Annotated in this window: 19 protein-coding genes; all 19 read left to right on the top strand. The window is 42.1% G+C overall.

Translation table 11 applies throughout. The features are described from left to right. The first annotated feature begins 40 nt into the window (after positions 1-40). The 19 genes from spoIIP to ACFOZY_RS11710 all read left to right on the top strand — a co-directional run bounded on the left by spoIIP (position 41) and on the right by ACFOZY_RS11710 (position 21,031). Positions 41-847 carry a stage II sporulation protein P gene (spoIIP, locus tag ACFOZY_RS11620; RefSeq protein ID WP_378155597.1) on the top strand — a complete coding sequence of 269 codons (807 nt, stop codon included), beginning with the start codon at positions 41-43 and terminating at the stop codon, positions 845-847. A 54-nt stretch (positions 848-901) separates the two neighbouring features. After that, the gene (gene lepA / locus ACFOZY_RS11625; protein ID WP_378155599.1) at positions 902-2,734 is read left to right on the top strand and encodes a translation elongation factor 4; all 1,833 of its coding nucleotides are present in this window, start codon (positions 902-904) and stop codon (positions 2,732-2,734) included. Positions 2,735-2,807: 73 nt separating this feature from the next. Then, entirely contained in the window at positions 2,808-3,950 is a 1,143-nt protein-coding gene (hemW, locus tag ACFOZY_RS11630; RefSeq protein WP_378155601.1) for a radical SAM family heme chaperone HemW, read from the top strand. Positions 3,951-4,040: 90 nt separating this feature from the next. Beyond that, positions 4,041-5,078, top strand: a complete 1,038-nt coding sequence (hrcA, locus tag ACFOZY_RS11635) for a heat-inducible transcriptional repressor HrcA (protein ID WP_378155603.1) — start codon at positions 4,041-4,043, stop codon at positions 5,076-5,078. 15 nt (positions 5,079-5,093) lie between these two features. Further along, positions 5,094-5,684: a nucleotide exchange factor GrpE gene (gene grpE / locus ACFOZY_RS11640; protein ID WP_378155605.1), complete on the top strand. Its 591-nt coding sequence runs from the start codon at positions 5,094-5,096 to the stop codon at positions 5,682-5,684. Between the two features lie 26 nt (positions 5,685-5,710). Beyond that, complete coding sequence (gene dnaK / locus ACFOZY_RS11645) at positions 5,711-7,543, top strand: molecular chaperone DnaK (protein WP_378155607.1); 1,833 nt, start codon at positions 5,711-5,713, stop codon at positions 7,541-7,543. Between the two features lie 152 nt (positions 7,544-7,695). After that, positions 7,696-8,832, top strand: coding sequence for a molecular chaperone DnaJ (gene dnaJ, locus ACFOZY_RS11650; RefSeq protein ID WP_378155609.1), 1,137 nt, complete (start codon positions 7,696-7,698; stop codon positions 8,830-8,832). Positions 8,833-8,848: 16 nt separating this feature from the next. Next, positions 8,849-9,790: a 50S ribosomal protein L11 methyltransferase gene (gene prmA, locus ACFOZY_RS11655; RefSeq protein WP_378155611.1), complete on the top strand. Its 942-nt coding sequence runs from the start codon at positions 8,849-8,851 to the stop codon at positions 9,788-9,790. Between the two features lie 12 nt (positions 9,791-9,802). Then, positions 9,803-10,543, top strand: a complete 741-nt coding sequence (locus ACFOZY_RS11660; protein WP_378155613.1) for a 16S rRNA (uracil(1498)-N(3))-methyltransferase — start codon at positions 9,803-9,805, stop codon at positions 10,541-10,543. 15 nt (positions 10,544-10,558) lie between these two features. Then, on the top strand, positions 10,559-11,917 hold the full coding sequence (gene mtaB, locus ACFOZY_RS11665) for a tRNA (N(6)-L-threonylcarbamoyladenosine(37)-C(2))-methylthiotransferase MtaB (protein ID WP_378155615.1): 1,359 nt from the start codon (positions 10,559-10,561) through the stop codon (positions 11,915-11,917). A 588-nt stretch (positions 11,918-12,505) separates the two neighbouring features. Continuing rightward, on the top strand, positions 12,506-13,177 hold the full coding sequence (gene deoC, locus ACFOZY_RS11670) for a deoxyribose-phosphate aldolase (RefSeq protein ID WP_378155617.1): 672 nt from the start codon (positions 12,506-12,508) through the stop codon (positions 13,175-13,177). Positions 13,178-13,278: 101 nt separating this feature from the next. Next, the gene (gene rpsU, locus ACFOZY_RS11675) at positions 13,279-13,452 is read left to right on the top strand and encodes a 30S ribosomal protein S21 (protein WP_004227078.1); all 174 of its coding nucleotides are present in this window, start codon (positions 13,279-13,281) and stop codon (positions 13,450-13,452) included. 161 nt (positions 13,453-13,613) lie between these two features. After that, complete coding sequence (locus ACFOZY_RS11680) at positions 13,614-14,927, top strand: NfeD family protein (RefSeq protein WP_378155619.1); 1,314 nt, start codon at positions 13,614-13,616, stop codon at positions 14,925-14,927. Between the two features lie 14 nt (positions 14,928-14,941). Continuing rightward, positions 14,942-15,937, top strand: a complete 996-nt coding sequence (floA, locus tag ACFOZY_RS11685) for a flotillin-like protein FloA (protein WP_378155621.1) — start codon at positions 14,942-14,944, stop codon at positions 15,935-15,937. Positions 15,938-15,965: 28 nt separating this feature from the next. Further along, entirely contained in the window at positions 15,966-16,388 is a 423-nt protein-coding gene (locus ACFOZY_RS11690) for a hypothetical protein (protein WP_378155623.1), read from the top strand. 51 nt (positions 16,389-16,439) lie between these two features. After that, on the top strand, positions 16,440-16,685 hold the full coding sequence (locus ACFOZY_RS11695; RefSeq protein ID WP_378155625.1) for a hypothetical protein: 246 nt from the start codon (positions 16,440-16,442) through the stop codon (positions 16,683-16,685). Then, on the top strand, positions 16,682-17,809 hold the full coding sequence (locus ACFOZY_RS11700) for a sporulation protein YqfD (protein ID WP_378155627.1): 1,128 nt from the start codon (positions 16,682-16,684) through the stop codon (positions 17,807-17,809). The genes ACFOZY_RS11695 and ACFOZY_RS11700 overlap by 4 nt, the downstream gene beginning before the upstream one ends. Next, positions 17,810-18,766 (top strand): PhoH family protein, encoded by a 957-nt coding sequence (locus ACFOZY_RS11705; protein WP_378155629.1) that lies wholly within the window; start codon positions 17,810-17,812, stop codon positions 18,764-18,766. A gap of 126 nt (positions 18,767-18,892) precedes the next feature. Continuing rightward, entirely contained in the window at positions 18,893-21,031 is a 2,139-nt protein-coding gene (locus ACFOZY_RS11710; protein WP_378155631.1) for an HD family phosphohydrolase, read from the top strand. The last annotated feature ends 12 nt before the right edge of the window (positions 21,032-21,043 follow it).

Genomic DNA, 21,043 nt, shown 5'->3' on the forward strand with positions numbered 1-21,043 from the left:
CTCCTTTGCGGTTCATAGAATGGGCGAAGGAGGGATCTTTATGCGTAAAAAATTACAACTCTGGATCGGGCTTATTTTCTTTCTCTTTTTACTTCCAATCGTAGCCGATAAAATCCCGGCAGAAGCAAAAGAAGAAGTGACAATTGTCGAAAAAAAGGACCAGCGACTCGTCTATGCGTCAAACCTCCGGCAGATTGAACCTCCTCCAGCTGTTGAGGAGCCTGCTGTTCAGAAAAAAAGTGCCCTTGTGTATTTTACCCATTACGACGAGGCCTTCAAGCCGATTACACAAGCTCATGACGGAAAGATAGCAGTCTCTCACCTCGAAAAGAATATTACAAATTTCGGAGAACAACTGAAAGCTCATTTTCAGGCTAATAACATCCAAACAGATGTATTGGATGTTAAGGTTTCTCGTACAAAAGCATATGATGCCATACGGCCCCATGTAAAACAGATGTTGGCTGAGAAACAGTATGATCTCCTATTAGATATTCATAGGGATGCCTTAAAAAAGGATCGTACGACCGTACAACATGAAGGAGCAAGTTATGCGAAAATAGCCATCGTCATCGGGCAGGAGAATAATAATTATCGTTGGAATGAAGCGCTGGCAGAGCGGATTTCCAAAAGAATGAACGAATTAATCCCTGATATTTCACGTGGCCTGATTCCAAAGCAAGGTCATGGAGTTGACGGTAATTATAATCAGGACCTTTCAAGGAATCTATTACTTATCGAAATCGGTGGAATCGATAATACGGAAGAGGAAATTAATCGGACTATCGCTGTATTGAGCAAGGCGGCATCAGACGTTTTAAATGCAGAACAATTAGCGAAAGATTGAAGGATTGGGTGTACACTGCTATAATTCTAATAGCTTAAATAGGAGTGGACACGCATGAACCGAGAACAACGATTAGATAGACAGAAACGGATCCGGAATTTTTCCATCATTGCACATATCGATCATGGGAAATCGACATTGGCGGACCGTATTTTGGAGTCGACAAAGACTCTTACAGCACGTGAAATGAAAGGCCAGCTGCTCGATTCCATGGATTTGGAACGGGAACGCGGCATTACGATTAAATTGACAGCTGTTCAGCTGAAATATGAGGCAAAAGATGGTCAGGAATACATTTTCCACTTGATTGACACGCCGGGACACGTAGACTTTACCTATGAAGTTTCTCGAAGCCTTGCTGCTTGCGAAGGAGCCCTTTTAGTCGTAGATGCAGCACAAGGCATCGAAGCTCAAACATTGGCGAACGTTTACCTTGCCCTGGATAACGACTTGGAGATTCTTCCGGTCATTAATAAAATCGACTTGCCAGCTGCTGATCCTGAACGTGTAAGGGACGAAATTGAAAATGTAATCGGATTGGACGCTTCAGAAGCGGTACTTGCCTCGGCGAAATCCGGAATCGGCATTGAAGATATCCTTGAACAAATTGTTGAAAAAGTTCCTGCACCACAAGGGGATCCGGAAGCACCACTTAAGGCGCTTATTTTCGACTCCTTATATGATCCATATAAAGGTGTTATCGCCTATATTCGTATTGTAGAGGGAACTGTTAAGCCGGGCGATAAAATTCGTATGATGGCCACTGGAAAAGAATTTGACGTCGTGGAAACAGGCGTATTCAGACCAAAGTCAACATCTACGGATGAATTGACAGTAGGAGACGTTGGTTATTTAACTGCCTCCATTAAAAATGTAGGGGATACACACGTCGGGGATACGATTACAAGTGCAGCGAACGCTTCGACAGATCCGCTGCCGGGTTACCGGAAATTGAACCCCATGGTTTATTGTGGTCTTTATCCAATTGACACATCGAAATATAACGATTTACGTGAAGCTTTAGAGAAACTTGAACTAAACGACTCCGCTCTACAATATGAAGCAGAGACTTCACAAGCGCTAGGTTTCGGTTTCCGATGTGGTTTCCTTGGTTTACTTCATATGGAAATCATTCAAGAGCGGATTGAGCGTGAATTTAAAATTGACTTAATCACTACTGCGCCAAGTGTTATTTATGATGTCAAATTAACTGATGGCTCTTCTCTAAGGGTGGACAATCCATCTATGATGCCTGACCCTCAAAAAATCGATCAGGTAGAGGAACCTTATGTGAAAGCTTCAATTATGGTTCCGAATGATTATGTCGGAGCAGTCATGGAGCTTTGCCAATACAAACGTGGAAATTTCTTAACGATGGATTATATGGATTCATCAAGGGTGAATATCCTTTATGAAATTCCATTATCTGAAATCGTATATGATTTCTTTGACCAATTGAAATCGAGCACGAAAGGGTATGCATCATTTGACTATGAATTAATCGGCTATAGGCCATCTAAGTTAGTGAAAATGGATATCCTTTTAAACAACGAGAAGATTGATGCGTTAAGCTTCATCGTTCACCGTGATTTCAGCTATGAGCGCGGAAAGGCGATTGTTGAGAAACTGAAAGAGCTCATACCGCGTCAGCAGTTTGAAGTACCGGTTCAGGCTGCGATCGGAACGAAAATCGTTGCCCGGTCGACGATTAAATCGATGGGAAAAAACGTACTTGCTAAATGTTATGGCGGCGACATTTCCCGTAAGCGTAAACTTTTAGAAAAGCAAAAAGAAGGGAAGAAGCGCATGAAGCAAGTGGGATCAGTTGAAGTTCCACAAGAAGCATTCATGGCTGTTCTCAAAATGGACGATCAAAATAAGAAATGATGATTAGGGGGCACCTTGCCCTCTTTTTTGTTGATGGACTGTAGCTTTATGTTTATGAAAGGAGGAGGTAAACATGGTAGAAGGCATTTATATTCACATCCCGTTTTGTCAGCAAATTTGCCATTACTGTGATTTCAACAAAGTATTCATCAAGAACCAGCCGGTGGATGAATACATTGAAGCACTCAATACTGAAATCATCCTTCTGATGCAATCTGGTGCAATCACCAGAAACCCCAAAACAATTTTTTTAGGCGGCGGAACACCAACTGCTTTGAATCCTTCCCAGCTCTTAAGATTAATGGAGATTATTCAACAGCATTTCGATCTTCCGACAGTGATTGAGTTTACTTCTGAAGCGAACCCCGACGATTTAACACTGGAGAAAATGCAGATTCTAAAAGACGGCGGAGTAAACAGGCTTAGCATCGGGGTCCAATCCTTTCATCCTGAACTGTTGAAAAAAATTGGGCGGACACATAGTAACGAAGATGCATACCGGACAATCGAATTAGCTAAAGAAATTGGATTCCAAAATCTAAGTATCGATTTGATGTATGGATTGCCAGGACAAACCATGGAAGATTGGGTTGAAACGTTAGATATCGCCTTAAAATTGGACTTGCCTCATTACTCGGCTTATTCATTAATTATTGAACCGAAAACAGTGTTCTATAATCTTATGAACAAAGGTAAGCTTCGATTGCCAGGAGAAGACCTGGAAGCAGAAATGTACGGTTTACTCATGAAGAGGATGGAGGAAGCGGGGAAATGGCAGTACGAAATAAGCAATTTCGCTCAACCGGGAACTGAATCACTCCATAATCTGATTTACTGGAACAATGATTCCTACGCAGGAATCGGTGCCGGAGCTCACGGTTATTTAAATGGTACCCGCTACTCAAATGTCGGTCCGTTGAAACGATATATTAACCTGTTGCAGGAAGGGCAGCTTCCAGTTCTTCAATCTCATGAAGTGCCGACAAAAGAAAAAATTGAAGAAGAATTGTTTTTAGGATTACGAAAAATTGAAGGGGTATCTTCAAAGCGCTTTAAAGAAAAATTCAGGTTGGATTTGCTATCTATCTTTGGAGATAAAATAGAGAATTTGATTGAACAAGGACTTCTTGAGTGGTGTGACGACTCAATTAAACTAACACAAAAAGGGAAATACTTAGGCAACGAAGTATTCCAAGAATTTCTGATTAGCGGGTAAGCCATTTAATTGACAATGGCCCCCGCTTTTTGATAATTTAAGTATAGTATTAGCACTCAAATTCAACGAGTGCTAACAGGAGTGATGATCATGTTGACGAATCGGCAAATTCTCATATTGCAAGTCACTGTTGATGATTTTATACAATCTGCTCAACCGGTAGGATCCAGACAGATTTCGAAGAAGAAAGAGTTGTCATTCAGTCCGGCTACTATTCGAAATGATATGGCTGATCTGGAGGAACTCGGTTTCCTTGAAAAACCACATACTTCTTCAGGGCGTATTCCGTCTGAAAAAGGGTATCGCTATTATGTCGATCATCTATTAAAGCCGGAAAATATCAGGCAGGAAGATCTGTTTACGATCAAATCCATTTTCATGGAGAAAATGACGGAAACAGAAGAATTGATCAAAAGGTCCGCGACCATTCTTTCGGAATTGACAAATTACACGTCAATTTTACTAGGGCCGGACGTCGGGAAACACAAGGTTAAGCGATTTTCGATTGTTCCCATCAATTCTGAATCTGCTGTAGCGATCATTGTAACGGATGAAGGGCATGTCGAGAATAGATTGTTTTCGATTCCTGAAAATATTGCGCCGTCAGATCTTGAAAAAATGGTCAATATTCTGAATGAAAAACTTACCGGAACATATTTGCATGACCTTCACAAAAAACTTGAAAATGAGACTGTTCATCTCTTCAGACAACATATTAACCGATATGGAGAACTATTTTCTTCGTTCAGGGAAGTTGTTTGGATTGAGCATGAAGACAAATTGTTTTATGGTGGTAAGATGAACATGTTCAATCAGCCAGAATTCCATGATGTCCAAAAAATCAAAGACTTTATGGGACTACTGGATGAATCTGAAGCAATCGCTTCAATCTTCCATGAGCGAAATAAAGGAATCAAGATCAAGATAGGCACAGAAAACAAACTGGATGCCATGGGAGATTGTAGTGTCATAACTGCTTCTTATCGAGTAGGGGATGAGCAGAGCGGTTCCATTGCGATTGTTGGACCGAAACGAATGGATTACCGTAGGGTAGTATCCATATTGGATCTACTTAGCGGAAGTCTCTCCAAAGAACTCACCCGCCTATTATTGGCTGACCGGCATTAAAGGAGGATTCATATTTTGACTGAGAAAAAAGATGAATTGGAGCAAAATCTGCAAAAAGTGGAAACGGCTTCTTTAGAGGAAGCAGCTTCTGATGAGACGGTTGAACTCAACAATGAAACAGAAGTTCAGCAGCCAGAAGATGAAACAAGCGAGCTCCGAAAACAGATCGAGGAACTGAAAAACAAACTCGAAGAAGAGGAAGCACGAGGGTTAAGGGCACGTGCTGACTTTGAAAACTTTAAACGCCGAAGCAATCTTGACCGGGAATCGGCTGAAAAATACCGAGCTCAAAAAATATTGACAAATATTCTACCGGTCCTCGATAACTTCGAACGTGCATTGCAAGTGGAACCGAAAACTGATGAAGGGATATCTATCTTGAAAGGGATGGATATGGTATACCGTTCTCTTGTAGCAGCAGTTGAAGAAGAGGGATTGTCTGCAATTGAAGCGGAAGGCAAAGAATTCGATCCTAACTTCCACCAAGCTGTCATGCAGGAAAAGGATGAAGCGAAACCAGCCGGGATCGTATTAGCAGAACTCCAAAAAGGGTATATGTTAAAGGATCGCATTCTAAGACCGACGATGGTTAAAGTTAACGAGTAAACCGATTGAATTAGGAGGAATTTATAATGTCTAAAATTATTGGTATTGACCTTGGAACAACAAATTCTTGTGTAGCTGTATTAGAAGGTGGCGAACCGAAAGTCATTCCTAATCCAGAAGGAAACCGAACAACACCATCTGTTGTTGCATTCAAAAATGGTGAACGCCAAGTAGGAGAAGTAGCAAAACGCCAATCCATTACAAACCCGAATACAGTTATGTCAGTCAAACGACATATGGGTACTGATTATAAAGAAACGATTGAAGGCAAAGAATTCACTCCACAAGAAATTTCAGCGATGATCTTACAATACTTGAAAGGTTTTGCTGAAGACTATCTTGGTGAAAAAGTAACAAAAGCTGTTATTACCGTACCTGCTTATTTCAATGATGCTGAACGACAAGCGACGAAAGATGCTGGCCGTATTGCAGGTCTTGAGGTAGAGCGAATTATCAACGAACCTACTGCAGCTGCGCTTGCTTACGGTTTAGATAAAACAGAAGAAGATCAAACAATTCTTGTATTTGACCTTGGCGGTGGTACGTTTGACGTATCGATCCTCGAACTTGGGGATGGTGTATTCGAAGTACGCGCTACTGCTGGTGATAATCGCCTTGGCGGAGATGATTTTGACCAAGTGGTTATGGATTATTTGGTTCAGGAATTCCGTAAAGAAAACGGTATTGATCTTTCAAAAGATAAAATGGCAATGCAGCGTTTGAAAGATGCAGCTGAAAAGGCTAAAAAAGATCTTTCTGGTGTATCATCCACTCAAATTTCCTTGCCATTCATTACAGCTGGGGAAGCTGGACCACTTCACCTTGAAATGACACTTTCCCGTGCGAAATTCGATGAATTGACTGCTCATCTTGTGGAACGTACGATGGGTCCTACACGACAAGCGTTGAAAGATTCTGGTCTATCTGCATCAGAAATTGATAAAGTAATTCTGGTTGGTGGCTCTACTCGTATTCCTGCTGTTCAGGAAGCCATCAAGAAAGAAATTGGTAAAGATCCACACCGTGGTGTAAACCCGGATGAAGTAGTAGCTATGGGTGCCGCTGTACAAGGCGGAGTTTTAACAGGAGATGTGAAAGATGTAGTGCTTCTTGATGTAACTCCATTATCTCTTGGAATTGAAACTATGGGTGGAGTATTTACGAAACTTATTGATCGGAACACGACAATTCCGACTTCAAAATCTCAAGTATTCTCCACTGCTGCAGACAACCAGCCAGCTGTTGATATCCATGTGCTTCAAGGTGAACGTCCGATGGCGGCAGACAATAAGACGTTAGGAAGATTCCAATTGTCTGATATTCCTCCTGCTCCACGAGGAGTTCCGCAAATCGAAGTAACTTTCGATATCGATAAAAACGGAATTGTGAATGTTAAAGCAAAAGACCTTGGGACTGGAAAAGAACAAAACATTACCATCCAATCGAACACTTCTCTTTCCGATGAAGAAATTGAACGTATGGTCAAGGAAGCTGAAGCCAACGCTGACGCAGATAAACAGCGTAAAGAAGAAGCTGATTTGAAAAATGATGCAGACCAAGCAATTTTCATGACTGAAAAAACATTAAAAGACCTTGGTGACAAAGTTTCAGAAGAAGAAGTGAAAAATGCTGAAACTGCAAAAGACGAATTAAAAGCGGCACTTGAAAAAGGCGAATTAGAAGATATTCGTACGAAGAAAGATAAGTTGATGGAAATTGTTCAGCAACTATCTGTGAAATTATATGAGCAAGCTGCACAGCAAGCTCAAGGTCAAGAAGGCGAAGACAATGCAGGCGGCTCTGACGATGGTGTCGTGGACGCTGAATTTGAAGAAGTAAACGACGATAAAAACAAATAATGTATTTAATTGAAAAAGCCAAAGTCCGTTTATCGGCTTTGGCTTTTTCAATGCATATGCTTGTATATGTAACCAAAGCCAAATGTTTTTGCCATTCGAAATTTCTACGTGTTAGAATAGACTTTATGTGAAAGTGAACCGGGAGTGAGACAATGAGTACAAAACGGGATTATTATGAGGTGCTCGGTTTATCAAAATCGGCATCAAAAGAAGAGATTAAAAAAGCGTATCGCAAGTTATCCAAACAGTACCATCCGGATATAAACAAAGATCCGGATGCCGTTGATAAGTTCAAAGAAATATCTGAAGCTTATGAAGTATTGAGTGACGATCAGAAAAAAGCACAATATGACCAATACGGCCACGATGCAGGCAACCAAGGCTTTGGCGGATTTGGTGGTTTCGGTGGCGCTGGTGCTGATGGTTTTGGCTTTGAAGATATTTTTAGTTCGTTTTTCGGTGGCGGGAGCACCCGCAGACGAGATCCGAACGCTCCACGTAAGGGAGACGATCTACAATACTCCATGGTGATCGACTTTGAGGATGCGGTATTCGGAAAAGAAACTGAAATTGAGATACCGAAAGAAGAAACTTGTGCCACATGTAACGGGAATGGGGCAAAGCCAGGAACTTCTCCTGAGACTTGTACCCACTGTAGCGGTACTGGGCAAGTCAGCAGCGTCCAAGAAACAGCCTTTGGCCGAATGGTCAATAGAAGAGCATGTCCAGTTTGTCACGGAACAGGTAAGATCATTCCTGAAAAATGTCCTACCTGCCACGGTGATGGCACAGTCAAAACACGTAAAAAGATAAAAGTGACAATCCCTGCTGGAGTTGATGATGGTCAACAGCTAAGGGTGTCTGGTCAAGGAGAGCCTGGACGAAATGGCGGCCCTGCTGGCGACTTGTATATCGTGTTCCGAGTTCGCGAACATGAAAAATTCGAACGTGACGGTGACGACATCTATTTAGAAATTCCACTTACCTTCCCTCAAGCTGCATTAGGTGATGAGATTGAGGTGCCGACCGTTCATGGAAAAGTGAAGCTGAAAATACCAGCTGGCACACAAACCGGAACGAAATTCCGCTTAAAAGGAAAAGGTGTGAAAAATGTTCATGGTTATGGAGTTGGGGATCAGCATGTTATTGTGAGAATTACTACTCCTAAAAAACTGACTGAAAAACAAAAACAATTACTCCGTGACTTTGCGGAGATTAGCGGGGATATACCGGAAGAACAAGGAAGTTCCCTTTTTGATAAAATTAAACGAACAATTAAAGGTGACTAAAAGGAGTTGATTGCAAGTGAATTGGGCAGAATTATCCATTCAAACGACACATGAAGCAACCGAGGCCATATCAAATATATTGCATGAGTCTGGCGCAAGTGGGGTCGTCATAGAAGATTCCGAAGAGCTACTTCGAGAGAGGGAAGATCGATTTGGTGAAATCTATGATTTAAATCCAGGTGACTTTCCGACCGAAGGGGTCATTATCAAAGCCTATTTACCAGCAAACAGTTTCATCACTGAAACTGTTGAGGAAATTAAACTTGCAATCAACAATCTGAAGAATTTTGACATTAATATCGGAAAGAACATCGTCACGATGATCGAGGTAAATGAAGAGGACTGGGAAACTGCTTGGAAGCAATACTACCATCCTGTCAAGATTTCCGAACGATTTACCATTGTCCCGAGTTGGGAGGATTACAAGCCGGTTTCTACAGACGAGTTAATCATTGAACTTGATCCGGGCATGGCTTTCGGAACCGGCACTCATCCGACAACGGTGATGTGTTTGCAGGCTTTAGAAAAAACCGTGCAACGAAATGATTATGTTATTGATGTCGGTACAGGATCTGGTGTTTTAGCAATCGGGGCTGCCAAGTTAGGAGCTGGTCACATACACGCTCTTGATTTAGATGAAGTGGCAGTCAGAGCTGCAAAAGAAAATGTTCAGTTAAATCATACCGATGAACAGATAGATGTTCTCCAAGGAAACTTGTTAGATACAGTTACCAAGCCTGGTGATATCGTCGTAGCGAATATTCTTGCCGAGGTGATCATGTCATTTACTGATGATGCCTTCCAAATTGTGAAAAACGGTGGGAAATTCATCACTTCAGGTATTATCGAGGCGAAGAAAGACGATGTAAAAACAGCTTTGACTCAATCTGGTTTTGAGATAGAGGAGATTATGATGATGGAAGACTGGGTGACCATCATATCTCGTAAACCACAATAATGGAGGTAAGTGATGCAGCGGTATTTCATTAACGGCCCTTTACTTGAAGATGGCTCAGTAGAAATTTCGGGTGAGGACGCAAAGCATATCTCCAGAGTTTTACGGATGGGGGTTGGTGACCGAGTCATTGTGGTCATTAGTCAGCGTTCGTTTATAGCGGAAATCACTACGATCACAGATCAATCCGTCATTGTTGTTCCGGAATCGAATGAATTAAGGAACAATGAAATGCCCATTCGTGTTGCCATCGCTTGTGGATTACCGAAAGGCGAGAAACTAGAATGGATTGCTCAAAAAGCGACAGAACTTGGGATGAATGAGTTAATTCCGTTTAAAGCTGAGCGCTCCATTGTGAAATGGGATGACAAAAAAGGCGCAAAGAAGCAGGAAAGACTGCAGAAAATTGCTAAGGAAGCAGCGGAGCAATCGCATCGGTCGATCATTCCAGAAGTGCATGAACCCATCAGCCTAAAACAACTGATTGACATGAGCTCCCAATTCGATGTCCTTTACGTCGCGGATGAAGAAGATGCAAAAGCAATTACTCGTACACGATTTGCCGAGCAAATGAAATCCGTATATGATAAACTATCGATGATGGTCGTGTTCGGCCCAGAAGGCGGGCTCTCGAGAAATGAAGCTGAGGTACTGAAGGAAGCCGGTTTCAAAACGATTTCCCTCGGACCCCGTATACTTAGAACAGAAACAGCCCCTTTATACGTATTGTCCGCTATATCATACGAATTTGAATGAAAGAGGTGAGCAGCCTTGGCAACAGTTGCATTCCATACTTTGGGCTGCAAAGTCAACCATTACGAAACTGAAGCGATCTGGCAGCTTTTTAAAGACTCAGGCTACGAGCGTACTGACTTTGAACACACGTCTGATGTTTACGTTATTAATACTTGTACTGTGACGAATACAGGCGACAAGAAGAGTCGTCAAGTCATTCGTCGTGCGATTCGACAGAATCCGGATGCTGTCATTTGTGTAACAGGTTGTTATGCGCAAACTTCCCCGGCTGAAATTATGGCGATACCTGGAGTTGACATAGTTGTCGGTACGATGGATCGTAAAAAGATGCTCGACTATATTGAGCAGTATAAAGTTGAGCGCCAACCGATCAATGCAGTAGGAAATATTATGAAAAATCGAGTATATGAAGAACTTGACGTTCCTTCATTTACGGATCGTCATAGAGCATCACTGAAAATACAGGAAGGCTGTAACAATTTCTGTACCTTCTGTATCATTCCTTGGGCTCGAGGATTAATGAGATCCCGTGATCCGAAAGAGGTCGTCAGACAAGCGCAGCAATTGGTTGATGCAGGTTATTTAGAAATCGTCTTAACAGGTATCCACACTGGTGGCTATGGAGAGGATCTCAAAGATTACAACTTGGCACAATTGCTTCGTGATATTGAAACCCAAGTAAAAGGTCTTAAGCGCCTACGAATTAGTTCTATCGAAGCGAGTCAGCTGACTGATGAGGTGATTGACGTACTTCGTGATTCAAACATCGTTGTACGCCACTTGCATATTCCACTTCAGTCAGGATCTAACACAGTTTTGAAACGTATGCGCCGTAAATATACAATGGAGTTCTTCGCTGAGAGACTTGAACGTCTTCGGGAAGCACTTCCTCAATTCTCATTGACTTCGGATGTAATTGTTGGATTCCCTGGGGAGTCTGAAGAGGAATTCATGGAAACATATGATTTCATTCGCGAACACAAATTCTCTGAACTTCATGTATTCCCATATTCGAAACGGACGGGTACTCCAGCAGCGAGAATGGAAGACCAAATTGATGAAAATATTAAAAATGAACGAGTTCATCGCCTCATCACGCTAAATGATCAATTAGCGAAGGAGTATGCTTCACTTTTTGAAAATGAAGTGTTGGAAGTTATTCCGGAAGGGCCTTACAATGATCAGCCTGAAAGCGGTCTATATGAAGGCTATACGGATAATTATTTGAAGGTCGTGTTCCCGGCAACAGATGAAATGGTCGGAAAACTGGTCAGAGTTAAGATTACAAAAGTTGGCTATCCTTATTGTGAAGGTCAGTTTGTACGTGTAATGGACGACTTGGAAACTGACATAGAAACTACAGCTGTCGTGTAAAGCGAATAAAATATCAGCAGTGCCTGCCACTTCGCTTTCCGTGGGCTTGGCTTTAGGCCAGCAGGAGGTTGGTCACAAAGGCGTTGCCGCAGGACGCGGCGATTTTAGCCTTTGTTCCCCCAACTGTCGTTCCTGCGGGGTCTTCAGCTCAAGCTATTCCCACAGGAGTCTTCGTGGCAGGCACTTCTCGCTTACCGACATTAACAATAGAACTTATTAATAAAGTTTTTAGTAATTACTACAAATGTAAAAGCTATAACAAATGCTTTTGGTAACATATGGTAATAATTTTATTGTAAAGACAGGAGCGGAAGGCGGCGACTCCTTAGAGGAAGGCGTCCTAAGTTCGCCACGTCCTGTGGCAACAGACGCATGACCCGCATCCTGAGGGCCCGACAGCGAGACAGTCCGAGACCCCGCAGGCGCAAGTGGAAGGGATGCTAAAACGCCGCATCGTGCGGCAACGCATCCATAACCGACATCCTGTCGGTCCGAGGCTTGGCGCGAGCCCGCGGAAAGCGTCCGCCTGGAGCGATTGCTCCAGTGTAAATTGATGTTATTAAATACAGAATTAAAAGGAGAATATCCATGACCCAAAACATCGCTTCTTTTATCGATCACACATTGTTAAAAGCAGAAACAACAAAAGAGCAAATTATTCAATTATGTGCGGAAGCAAAGGAATATTCCTTTGCATCTGTTTGTGTAAATCCTACATGGGTGGCAGTTGCTGCTGAAGAATTAAAAGGTTCGCCTGTTAAGGTGTGTACCGTTATCGGTTTTCCTCTTGGGGCTTCTACTTCCGAAACTAAGGCTTTTGAAACAAAAGACGCTATTTCAAAAGGCGCACAGGAAATCGATATGGTCATTAATATCGGTGCACTTAAATCTGATGATACTGAAATGGTAAAGTCAGATATTAAGGCTGTCGTTGAAGCTGCAAAAGGAAGTGCTATCGTCAAAGTTATTATTGAAACAAGCTTGTTGACTGATGAAGAAAAACGTGCGGCTTGTGAATTATCGAAGACAGCGGGTGCTGATTTTGTCAAAACTTCAACCGGTTTTTCTACAGGTGGGGCAACTGTAGAAGATGTGAAACTTATGCGTGGTACAGTAGGACCTGAAATGGGTGTGAAAGCATCCGGCGGCGTAAGAAGCTTGGAAGATTTGAACAATATGGTGGAAGCCGGTGCAACCAGAATCGGTGCAAGTTCAGGTGTTCAAATCATGCAAGGCCTTTCTTCAACCTCAGATTATTAAAATCGAAGCTATCTATTGACCACAAAGCGACAATACGATATAATTTCTTGAGTACATGGCCTATGTCATGTTTGATGTGTGTCGGAGGGAGGGAAAGAGAGATGTCAAAAACTGTCGTTCGTAAAAACGAATCACTTGAAGATGCTCTTCGCCGCTTCAAACGTACTGTGTCTAAAAGTGGTACGATCCAAGAAGTTAGAAAGCGCGAGTTTTATGAAAAACCAAGTGTAAAACGTAAAAAGAAGTCTGAAGCTGCACGTAAACGTAAGTGGTAATAACCCTCACCGTCCCTGCGTACAAAACTATTAAATTGATTATGATCTAAACCGGAGAATCCATGAAGGATGATCCGGTTTTATTTTTTTCTTGAAGTGAAACCTTTAGTCCTTTAATCCGTATACATACTAAGTCTTGAAAGGGAAGGGGTGAACGTTATATGGCCCTAAAGATCAACGCATTAAAATTGCTTCCGGTTTTTCTTTTATCATTATTATTTTTCCTTCCAATCACAGTTATGGCGGACGAAGTCTATCATATACCAATTGAAGAGGAAGTTGAAAAAGGATTAAGTGCATATTTAGACCGTGCATTGGATGAAGCGGAAGAAAACGGAGCGGACGCTGTAATCTTTGAAATTCATACTCCTGGTGGATTCGTCAATGCTGCTGGTGATATTGGAAAGCGGATTCAAAATTCACCACTAAAGACGATTGCTTACATTAATAGGGAAGCACATTCAGCTGGCGCCTATATAGCCTTGCATGCGGATGAAATTTATTTTGCCCCTGGTGCAACAATGGGTTCAGCTGCTGTAATTGACCAAGCGGGAAATGCCGCAGATGAAAAAGCGACCAGTGCATGGCTTGCTCAAATGGCTTCTGCAGCAGAGAGCACAAATAGAGAACCGATTTATGCAAAGGCAATGGCGGACAAAAATATCGATTTGCCGGATTTTGGTGCACCAAAAGGTTCACTTTTAACACTTTCAGCTTCAGACGCTTTAAAAGTGGGCTATTCTAATGGAACGGCTGCTTCTATTAATGAAGTGATGGAAATGGCTGGATTAGCAAATGCGGACCTCATACCTGTGGAAATGACCATTGCCGAGAAAATCGCCCGGTTCATTACGAATCCGGTGGTAGTGCCTATCCTATTATCAATCGCTAGTCTTGGACTCATTGTTGAGTTGTATTCTCCTGGATTCGGTATTCCCGGACTTATGGGTATAAGCGCACTGATCTTATTCTTCTATGGTCATATGGTGGCAGGACTTGCAGGCCATGAGTCCATCATTTTATTTGTGGTGGGGGTCATCTTGGTGGTGGCCGAAATATTCTTGCCGGGAGGAATTGCAGGATTGCTTGGCTTTGGTGCTATAATCGGAAGTATCATATTAGCGGGGGGCAATATGTTGTACATGACTATCTCAGTAGTCATCGCTTTGCTTGTCGCAATTATAGGAATGGTGATTTTAGTGAAAATCTTCGGTAAGAAGATGCATCTTTTGAATAGGCTGATCTTAAAGGATGCTACCAACACCGAAAGTGGGTATGTGTCTAACGTTAATCGCCTTGACTTACTTGGAAAGACCGGCATCAGCCTGACCCCTTTAAGACCTTCTGGAACAATTATTGTTGAAGAAGAAAGAATCGATGCAGTAACAGAAGGCAGTTATTTGGATTCCAATACTGCCGTAAAAGTAGTAAAAGTGGAAGGCTCCAGAATCGTTGTAAGAAAAATGTTGGATTAAAAGGAGGAAAACAAATGCCATTAGATTTACTCTTTACCGGACTTATCGTTGTTGTCGTCATTATCGCATTGGCCATTTTCTTTACCCTTGTCCCGGTAGCTCTATGGATTTCTGCACTTGCTGCTGGAGTAAAAGTAAGCATCTTTACTCTAATTGGAATGAGATTAAGAAGGGTAATCCCAGCAAGGGTCGTAAACCCTTTGATCAAAGCGCATAAGGCCGGATTAAGCGTTTCGATCAATCAACTTGAAAGTCACTACCTTGCAGGTGGTAATGTGGATCGGGTCATCAACTCATTGATTGCTGCCCACCGTGCAAATATCGAATTGAGTTTTGAACGGGCCGCTGCAATAGATCTTGCAGGACGTGACGTTTTGGAAGCTGTTCAAATGTCCGTTAACCCGAAAGTGATTGAAACACCATTTATAGCCGGTATGGCCATGAACGGGATTGAAGTGAAAGCCAGGGCAAGAATTACAGTGCGAGCTAATATCGACCGACTTGTAGGTGGTGCAGGCGAAGAAACCATCATCGCCCGTGTCGGAGAAGGGATCGTCAGTACGATCGGTAGCTCCGAGCATCATAAAAAAGTACTGGAAAATCCTGATTTAATCTCTAAAACTGTATTGTCTAAAGGTCTGGATTCAGGGACTGCATTCGAAATTTTATCCATCGACATCGCAGACGTTGATATAGGCAAGAATATTGGTGCTGAATTGCAAACAGAACAAGCTGAAGCAGATAAGAATATTGCTCAAGCAAAAGCGGAAGAGCGCCGCGCTATGGCCGTTGCAACTGAACAGGAAATGAAAGCCCGAATTCACGAAATGCGTGCGAAGGTTGTTGCAGCCGAAGCTGAAGTTCCGATGGCAATGGCTGAAGCATTCCGTGAAGGTAACTTAGGTGTTATGGATTACATGAATTACCGAAATCTTCAAGCTGATACAAGTATGAGAGATTCGATCAGTAAAATGGGCGGACAGCAAAAAGATCAGGATGACAACAAGTAATAAGCTGACATGAAAGGAGCACTTCTGCATGGAAATAATTGCGGTCATTGTTTTAGGATTGATATCGTTGTTGTTTAAGAAGTTCGGGGACCAGCAGGAAGAGACTCCACCTCGTCAGCGGCCAGTATCACCTAATCAGCAGTCACGACAGCCTAAACGACTTGATGATTACGCAAGAAAGTTGTTCGAGGAGTTCCAGGAGCCACAAAGGAGAAGTCCAGAACCTATCCGCACCATAGAGGTGAAACAACCTGCTCGCCAAGAACTTACAATGGAACCAGTAACTGAAAATGTTCCAGTGGAGACTTCTACATCCAGACGTGCAACTGTTCGGGTGAAAGAAGCAAAGCGTACGGTGAAGTCAACTTCAATTCTTCCAAAGAACGAACAGGAATTGTTACAAGGTTTCATCTTTTCAGAAGTGATTGGACCTCCTAAATCTAAACGATAGTACATGACCCCCCTTACTGCAGCATAAACTGCAAGTAAGGGGGGCTTTTATTTGTTCATGAAAGATCTATTGCAAATGGACCCGCAAGTCGTAATCGAAAACTTCGAAGACATTAAATTGTCGGGTAGCTATCGGATCGTCCGTTTTGAAAAAACAAGCTGCAGTTTTCGGATGAATGGATTTTATATAGAGGTTGAAGGGGACGAATTACAAATCGATATATTGCAGGAACAACTAACCTATTTGCGAATTAAAGGATTAAAATCCATTACAATCAAGGAAGGCGGAGAAGCTTGAAAAAATGGCAGTCGTTCGGTGAAAAAGTTACTGTTCTTGTAAAGGACAAGCGGGCAAATCTAATTTTATCTTCACTGAAAGCAGAAAAAGTATTTGTCACAAATAGTAAGGTGACAGAAGAAGGACTACTTTTTAAAACAACATTCCGGGATTTAAATAAGGTAAGGAAAATCAGGAAAAAATACAATGTGAAAATGGAAATATTTCCCCGAAGTCTGGATCGAATTTTCCGTTGGAACAGTTACACATTCGCTGGTGTTGGCATCTGGATCCTGATTCCATATATTTGTTCGTTTTTCTTATGGTCGGTTGCTGTAGAAGCTGATACACCGGAACGTGAGGAACAAATTCAAACCATTTTAAATAAGAGTGGTATAAAAACGTTAAGATTAATTAAAAGCTTGCCTGATGAAGCGTTAATCAGACAGCAGGTCATGAAAAATGATGCCGAATTATCGTGGGTCAACATTAGTAGAAGTGGAACTAAATATACATTAACACCACTGCCCGCTCCAATTCATACGATCAATGATGGTAAAAAGATCGCCCCTGCTCATTTAATTGCCGCGAAAAGTGGAATCATTACACATGTTTCCATTGCAAGTGGGGAAAGAGTAGTGATGAAGGATAGTACTGTACGTAAAGGTGATTTACTGGTCTCTGCTTTTATTAAACAAGGGGAAGAGATAAAGGTGGTTGGTGCTGATGGCTCTGTTTTCGCAGATTACTGGCTTGAAACCGATTTTACGGTACCTAAAACCGTGAAAATGGAAAGTCCGGATGAGCGGGTATTACATGTTGAAGTGCCTTTTGTAAAGTCAGGGAAATCTGTTCAATCCTATTGGAAAGAAATCGATCTTCCTGGACCTCTTGATCGAATTGCAAGAGCAGGGTTGGTACAACCTACATCCGAAATCACACTTACATTGGAAGAAGAATCACTTGAAAAGCTTCTGATCCCATTGCTGAGGGAAAAATTACTGACTGGACTTTCAGAAGGAGCAATTATTAAAGAAGAGAAAATTTTACACGTCGCTAGTGATAATGATACATTAAAAGGGAAGATTCTATTCTTGATCAATGAAAATATCGCTAAAAGACAACCTATTCAAGGAGAAGAATAAATGACTGAAGAAAAAGCTACGGAACTGCATGTGCAAAACCCGAATGAAGCAGTAATGCTATTGGGCATATCCGACAGCAATATGAAGCTCATTGAAGAGAGCTTAAAGGTTCAAATCATTACTCGAGGAGAAACTGTCCGCATCATTGGAGATGATGAAGGCAAAGAGAAAGCGCTTCTTTTAGTGGATCAGCTCTTAAGAGTTATCCGTAAAGGGATCAATATTAATCAGCGAGATGTTACTGCTGCTCTTGAAATGAGTAAAAGCGGAACAATTGAGTACTTTGCCGAACTATATGATGAAGAGATTGCCAGGAATACGAAAGGCAAAGCCATCCGGGCGAAAACGATCGGTCAGCGTGAATATATTCATGCGATCCGTAGGAAAGATTTAGTTTTCTGTATCGGTCCTGCTGGAACGGGAAAGACGTACCTCGCTGTTGTCATGGCTACACAAGCTTTGAAAAATGGACACGTAAAAAGAATTATCTTAACTCGTCCTGCAGTCGAGGCTGGAGAAAGTCTCGGATTCCTTCCGGGTGATTTGAAGGAGAAGGTGGACCCATATTTAAGACCACTTTACGATGCCTTACACGACGTACTGGGGACAGAACAGACGGAGAAACTGATTGAACGGGGAGTTATCGAGGTTGCTCCACTGGCTTATATGAGGGGCCGAACACTTGACGATGCATTCGTCATCTTGGACGAAGCCCAAAATACAACAAAAGCTCAGATGAAAATGTTCCTTACTCGTCTTGGCTTTGGCTCGAAGATGGTAATCACAGGGGATAAGACTCAAATCGATTTACCTAAGGGAGTGGAGTCCGGTCTCATCGAAGCTGAGAAAATTTTGACGAATGTTGGAGGCATCCATGTTCAACATCTGGAACAAGGGGATGTTGTTCGACATCCATTAGTTGCAAAAATCATCAAAGCATACGAAGAGCTTCCTTAAAGAAAACAGTCAGTTTGGAGACAGCAGTCAGCAAGAGACTGCTGTTTTTTCTCTTTTTTTCCAATGAAACAATGAAAATCTTAGCGAGAATTGCTATGATGATAGTAGGAGAAATGAGGTGGAAACGTGCAACGATTTGTGAAAAAGATGCAGCAATATGTTAGTTTTACGACCTTCTTAATACTCTTTGTAGGATTAACGGCAGTTCTTTCTTTTGTGCTGATCCTAAGTGATGTCAAAGGCGAGTCTTATGATATTCGTGAGTTCACTTTGTCGCCGGATACGATTCGTTCTAACAAAACGGTCGAGGATCCGGTCAAGACAGAGGAGGAACGGACGCGGGTTGCCTCTGAAGTACAGCCGGTTTATCAATTCACAGAAGAAATAGGCTCTAACCGTGCTGCAATCGTTTCCTCCATATTTGACTACGTATTAGACGTAAAGGCGAATTCCGTGATACAAAATACTCAGGAAGACGGTATACCAGCAGAAACTGTAAAACCGATGAGTGCCATGGTGGATGATCTCCGATCTAAACTTTCACCGATAGAAAAATCGGAAACGGCTTTTCGACTTAGTGATGAACAATTGAGGGTTTTGTTAGGACAGAATTCAGAAACGTTACGTGAAGTGCGGGATATCCTAACGAATACTACAAAAACAGTCATGAAGGACCCCATAAGGAACGATGATTTAATTCGAGCTAAAAACGAATTGGAACGGATCTTGCGTGAAGATCAGCGAATTCCAACTTCTTTGATGCAAGTAGCAGTTACGATAGGCAGATTCAGTATTGTTGAAAACGAAATATTGAATGAAGAGATCACAGAAGCGCGCGTAAAAGATGCAATGGCAGATGTTGAACCTACGAAAATCCTTCAAGGGCAGGTAATCGTGAGGGAAGGACAAGTGGTTGACCGGGAGGTATATCGCCAACTTGAACTTACGGGCATGCTGACAAGCCAAACGACTTATAAACCAATTGTCGGATTAGCCTTTTACATCATATTAATGATGTTCTTGGTGTTTACCCATTTCTATTCCTGGAAAGCGACGGCCGAGAGGAAAGGGAAGATCTTACTCGTTTTTCTAATTATTTTCCTTTTAAATGTTGTCGTCATGAAGCTTATTGGATTGGTGGAAAAGGATTATGACGTGATGGTTGCGTTTCTTTTCCCAACAGCATTGTCAGCGATGTTGACAAGAGCTCTCTCGAATGAAAAATTGGCTTTTTTGATGTGCATCTTAACAGCAGGTACTTCCGGTCTTGTGTTACGGGATGGATATACGACCATTTTACAAATGGAAATTTCTCTCTACGTATTGTTCAGTGGAATTGTCGCTGTTTATATGATGTCCACATCACACAAGCGTTCCGTCCTCTTACAGACAAGCATGTTGGTTGCGCTAACCAATTTGATTTTCTTAGCCTTTTATTTATTGATGACTCAATCTTCATATAGTTGGCAAGAGCTGACTTTCTATGGAATAGCAGCGGTTGTGTCAGGTCTATTATCGGGTGCTCTTGCAATTGGACTGTTGCCGTTTTTTGAAACGGTTTTCAATATCCTTTCAGATATGAAGCTCATAGAGTTGTCGAACCCCAACCATCCATTATTGAAAAAGATTCTGACAGAAACACCTGGAACGTACCACCATAGTGTCATGGTCGCTAATTTAGCTGACAGTGCCTGTGAAGCAATCGGGGCTAACGGACTTCTGGCGAGGGTAGGCTCATATTATCATGATATTGGAAAAACAAAACGTCCATCTTTTTTCATTGAAAATCAGATGAACGGAAAAAATCCGCATGATACAATTCCTCCGGAGACGAGCAGCGATATTATTATTGCACATACTACTGAAGGGGCAAAAATGCTCTCAAAACATAAAATGCCACAGGAGATTATCGATATTGCACGTCAACATCATGGAACGAGTTTACTTCAATATTTCTATGTGAAGGCTAAAGAACAGAATGACGAAGTGGCAGAGACAGATTATCGATACCCGGGTCCGAAACCACAAACAAAAGAAGCAGCCGTCATAAGTGTGGCGGATTCTGTGGAAGCCGCGGTCCGTTCGATGAAAGAGCCATCTGCCGAAAAAATACGTCAAGTCGTAAACAATATTATCAAAGGCAAATTGAATGATGGACAGTTTAATGAGTGTGACCTCTCCATGAAAGAACTGAAAAAAGTGGAGTCGGTGATATGTGAAACGATGAACGGTATTTATCATTCCCGTATTGAATATCCGAAATAAGAGAGGGTGGAG

This window comes from Chungangia koreensis, assembly GCF_042651785.1.
Lineage (GTDB): Bacteria > Bacillota > Bacilli > Bacillales_A > Planococcaceae > Chungangia > Chungangia koreensis.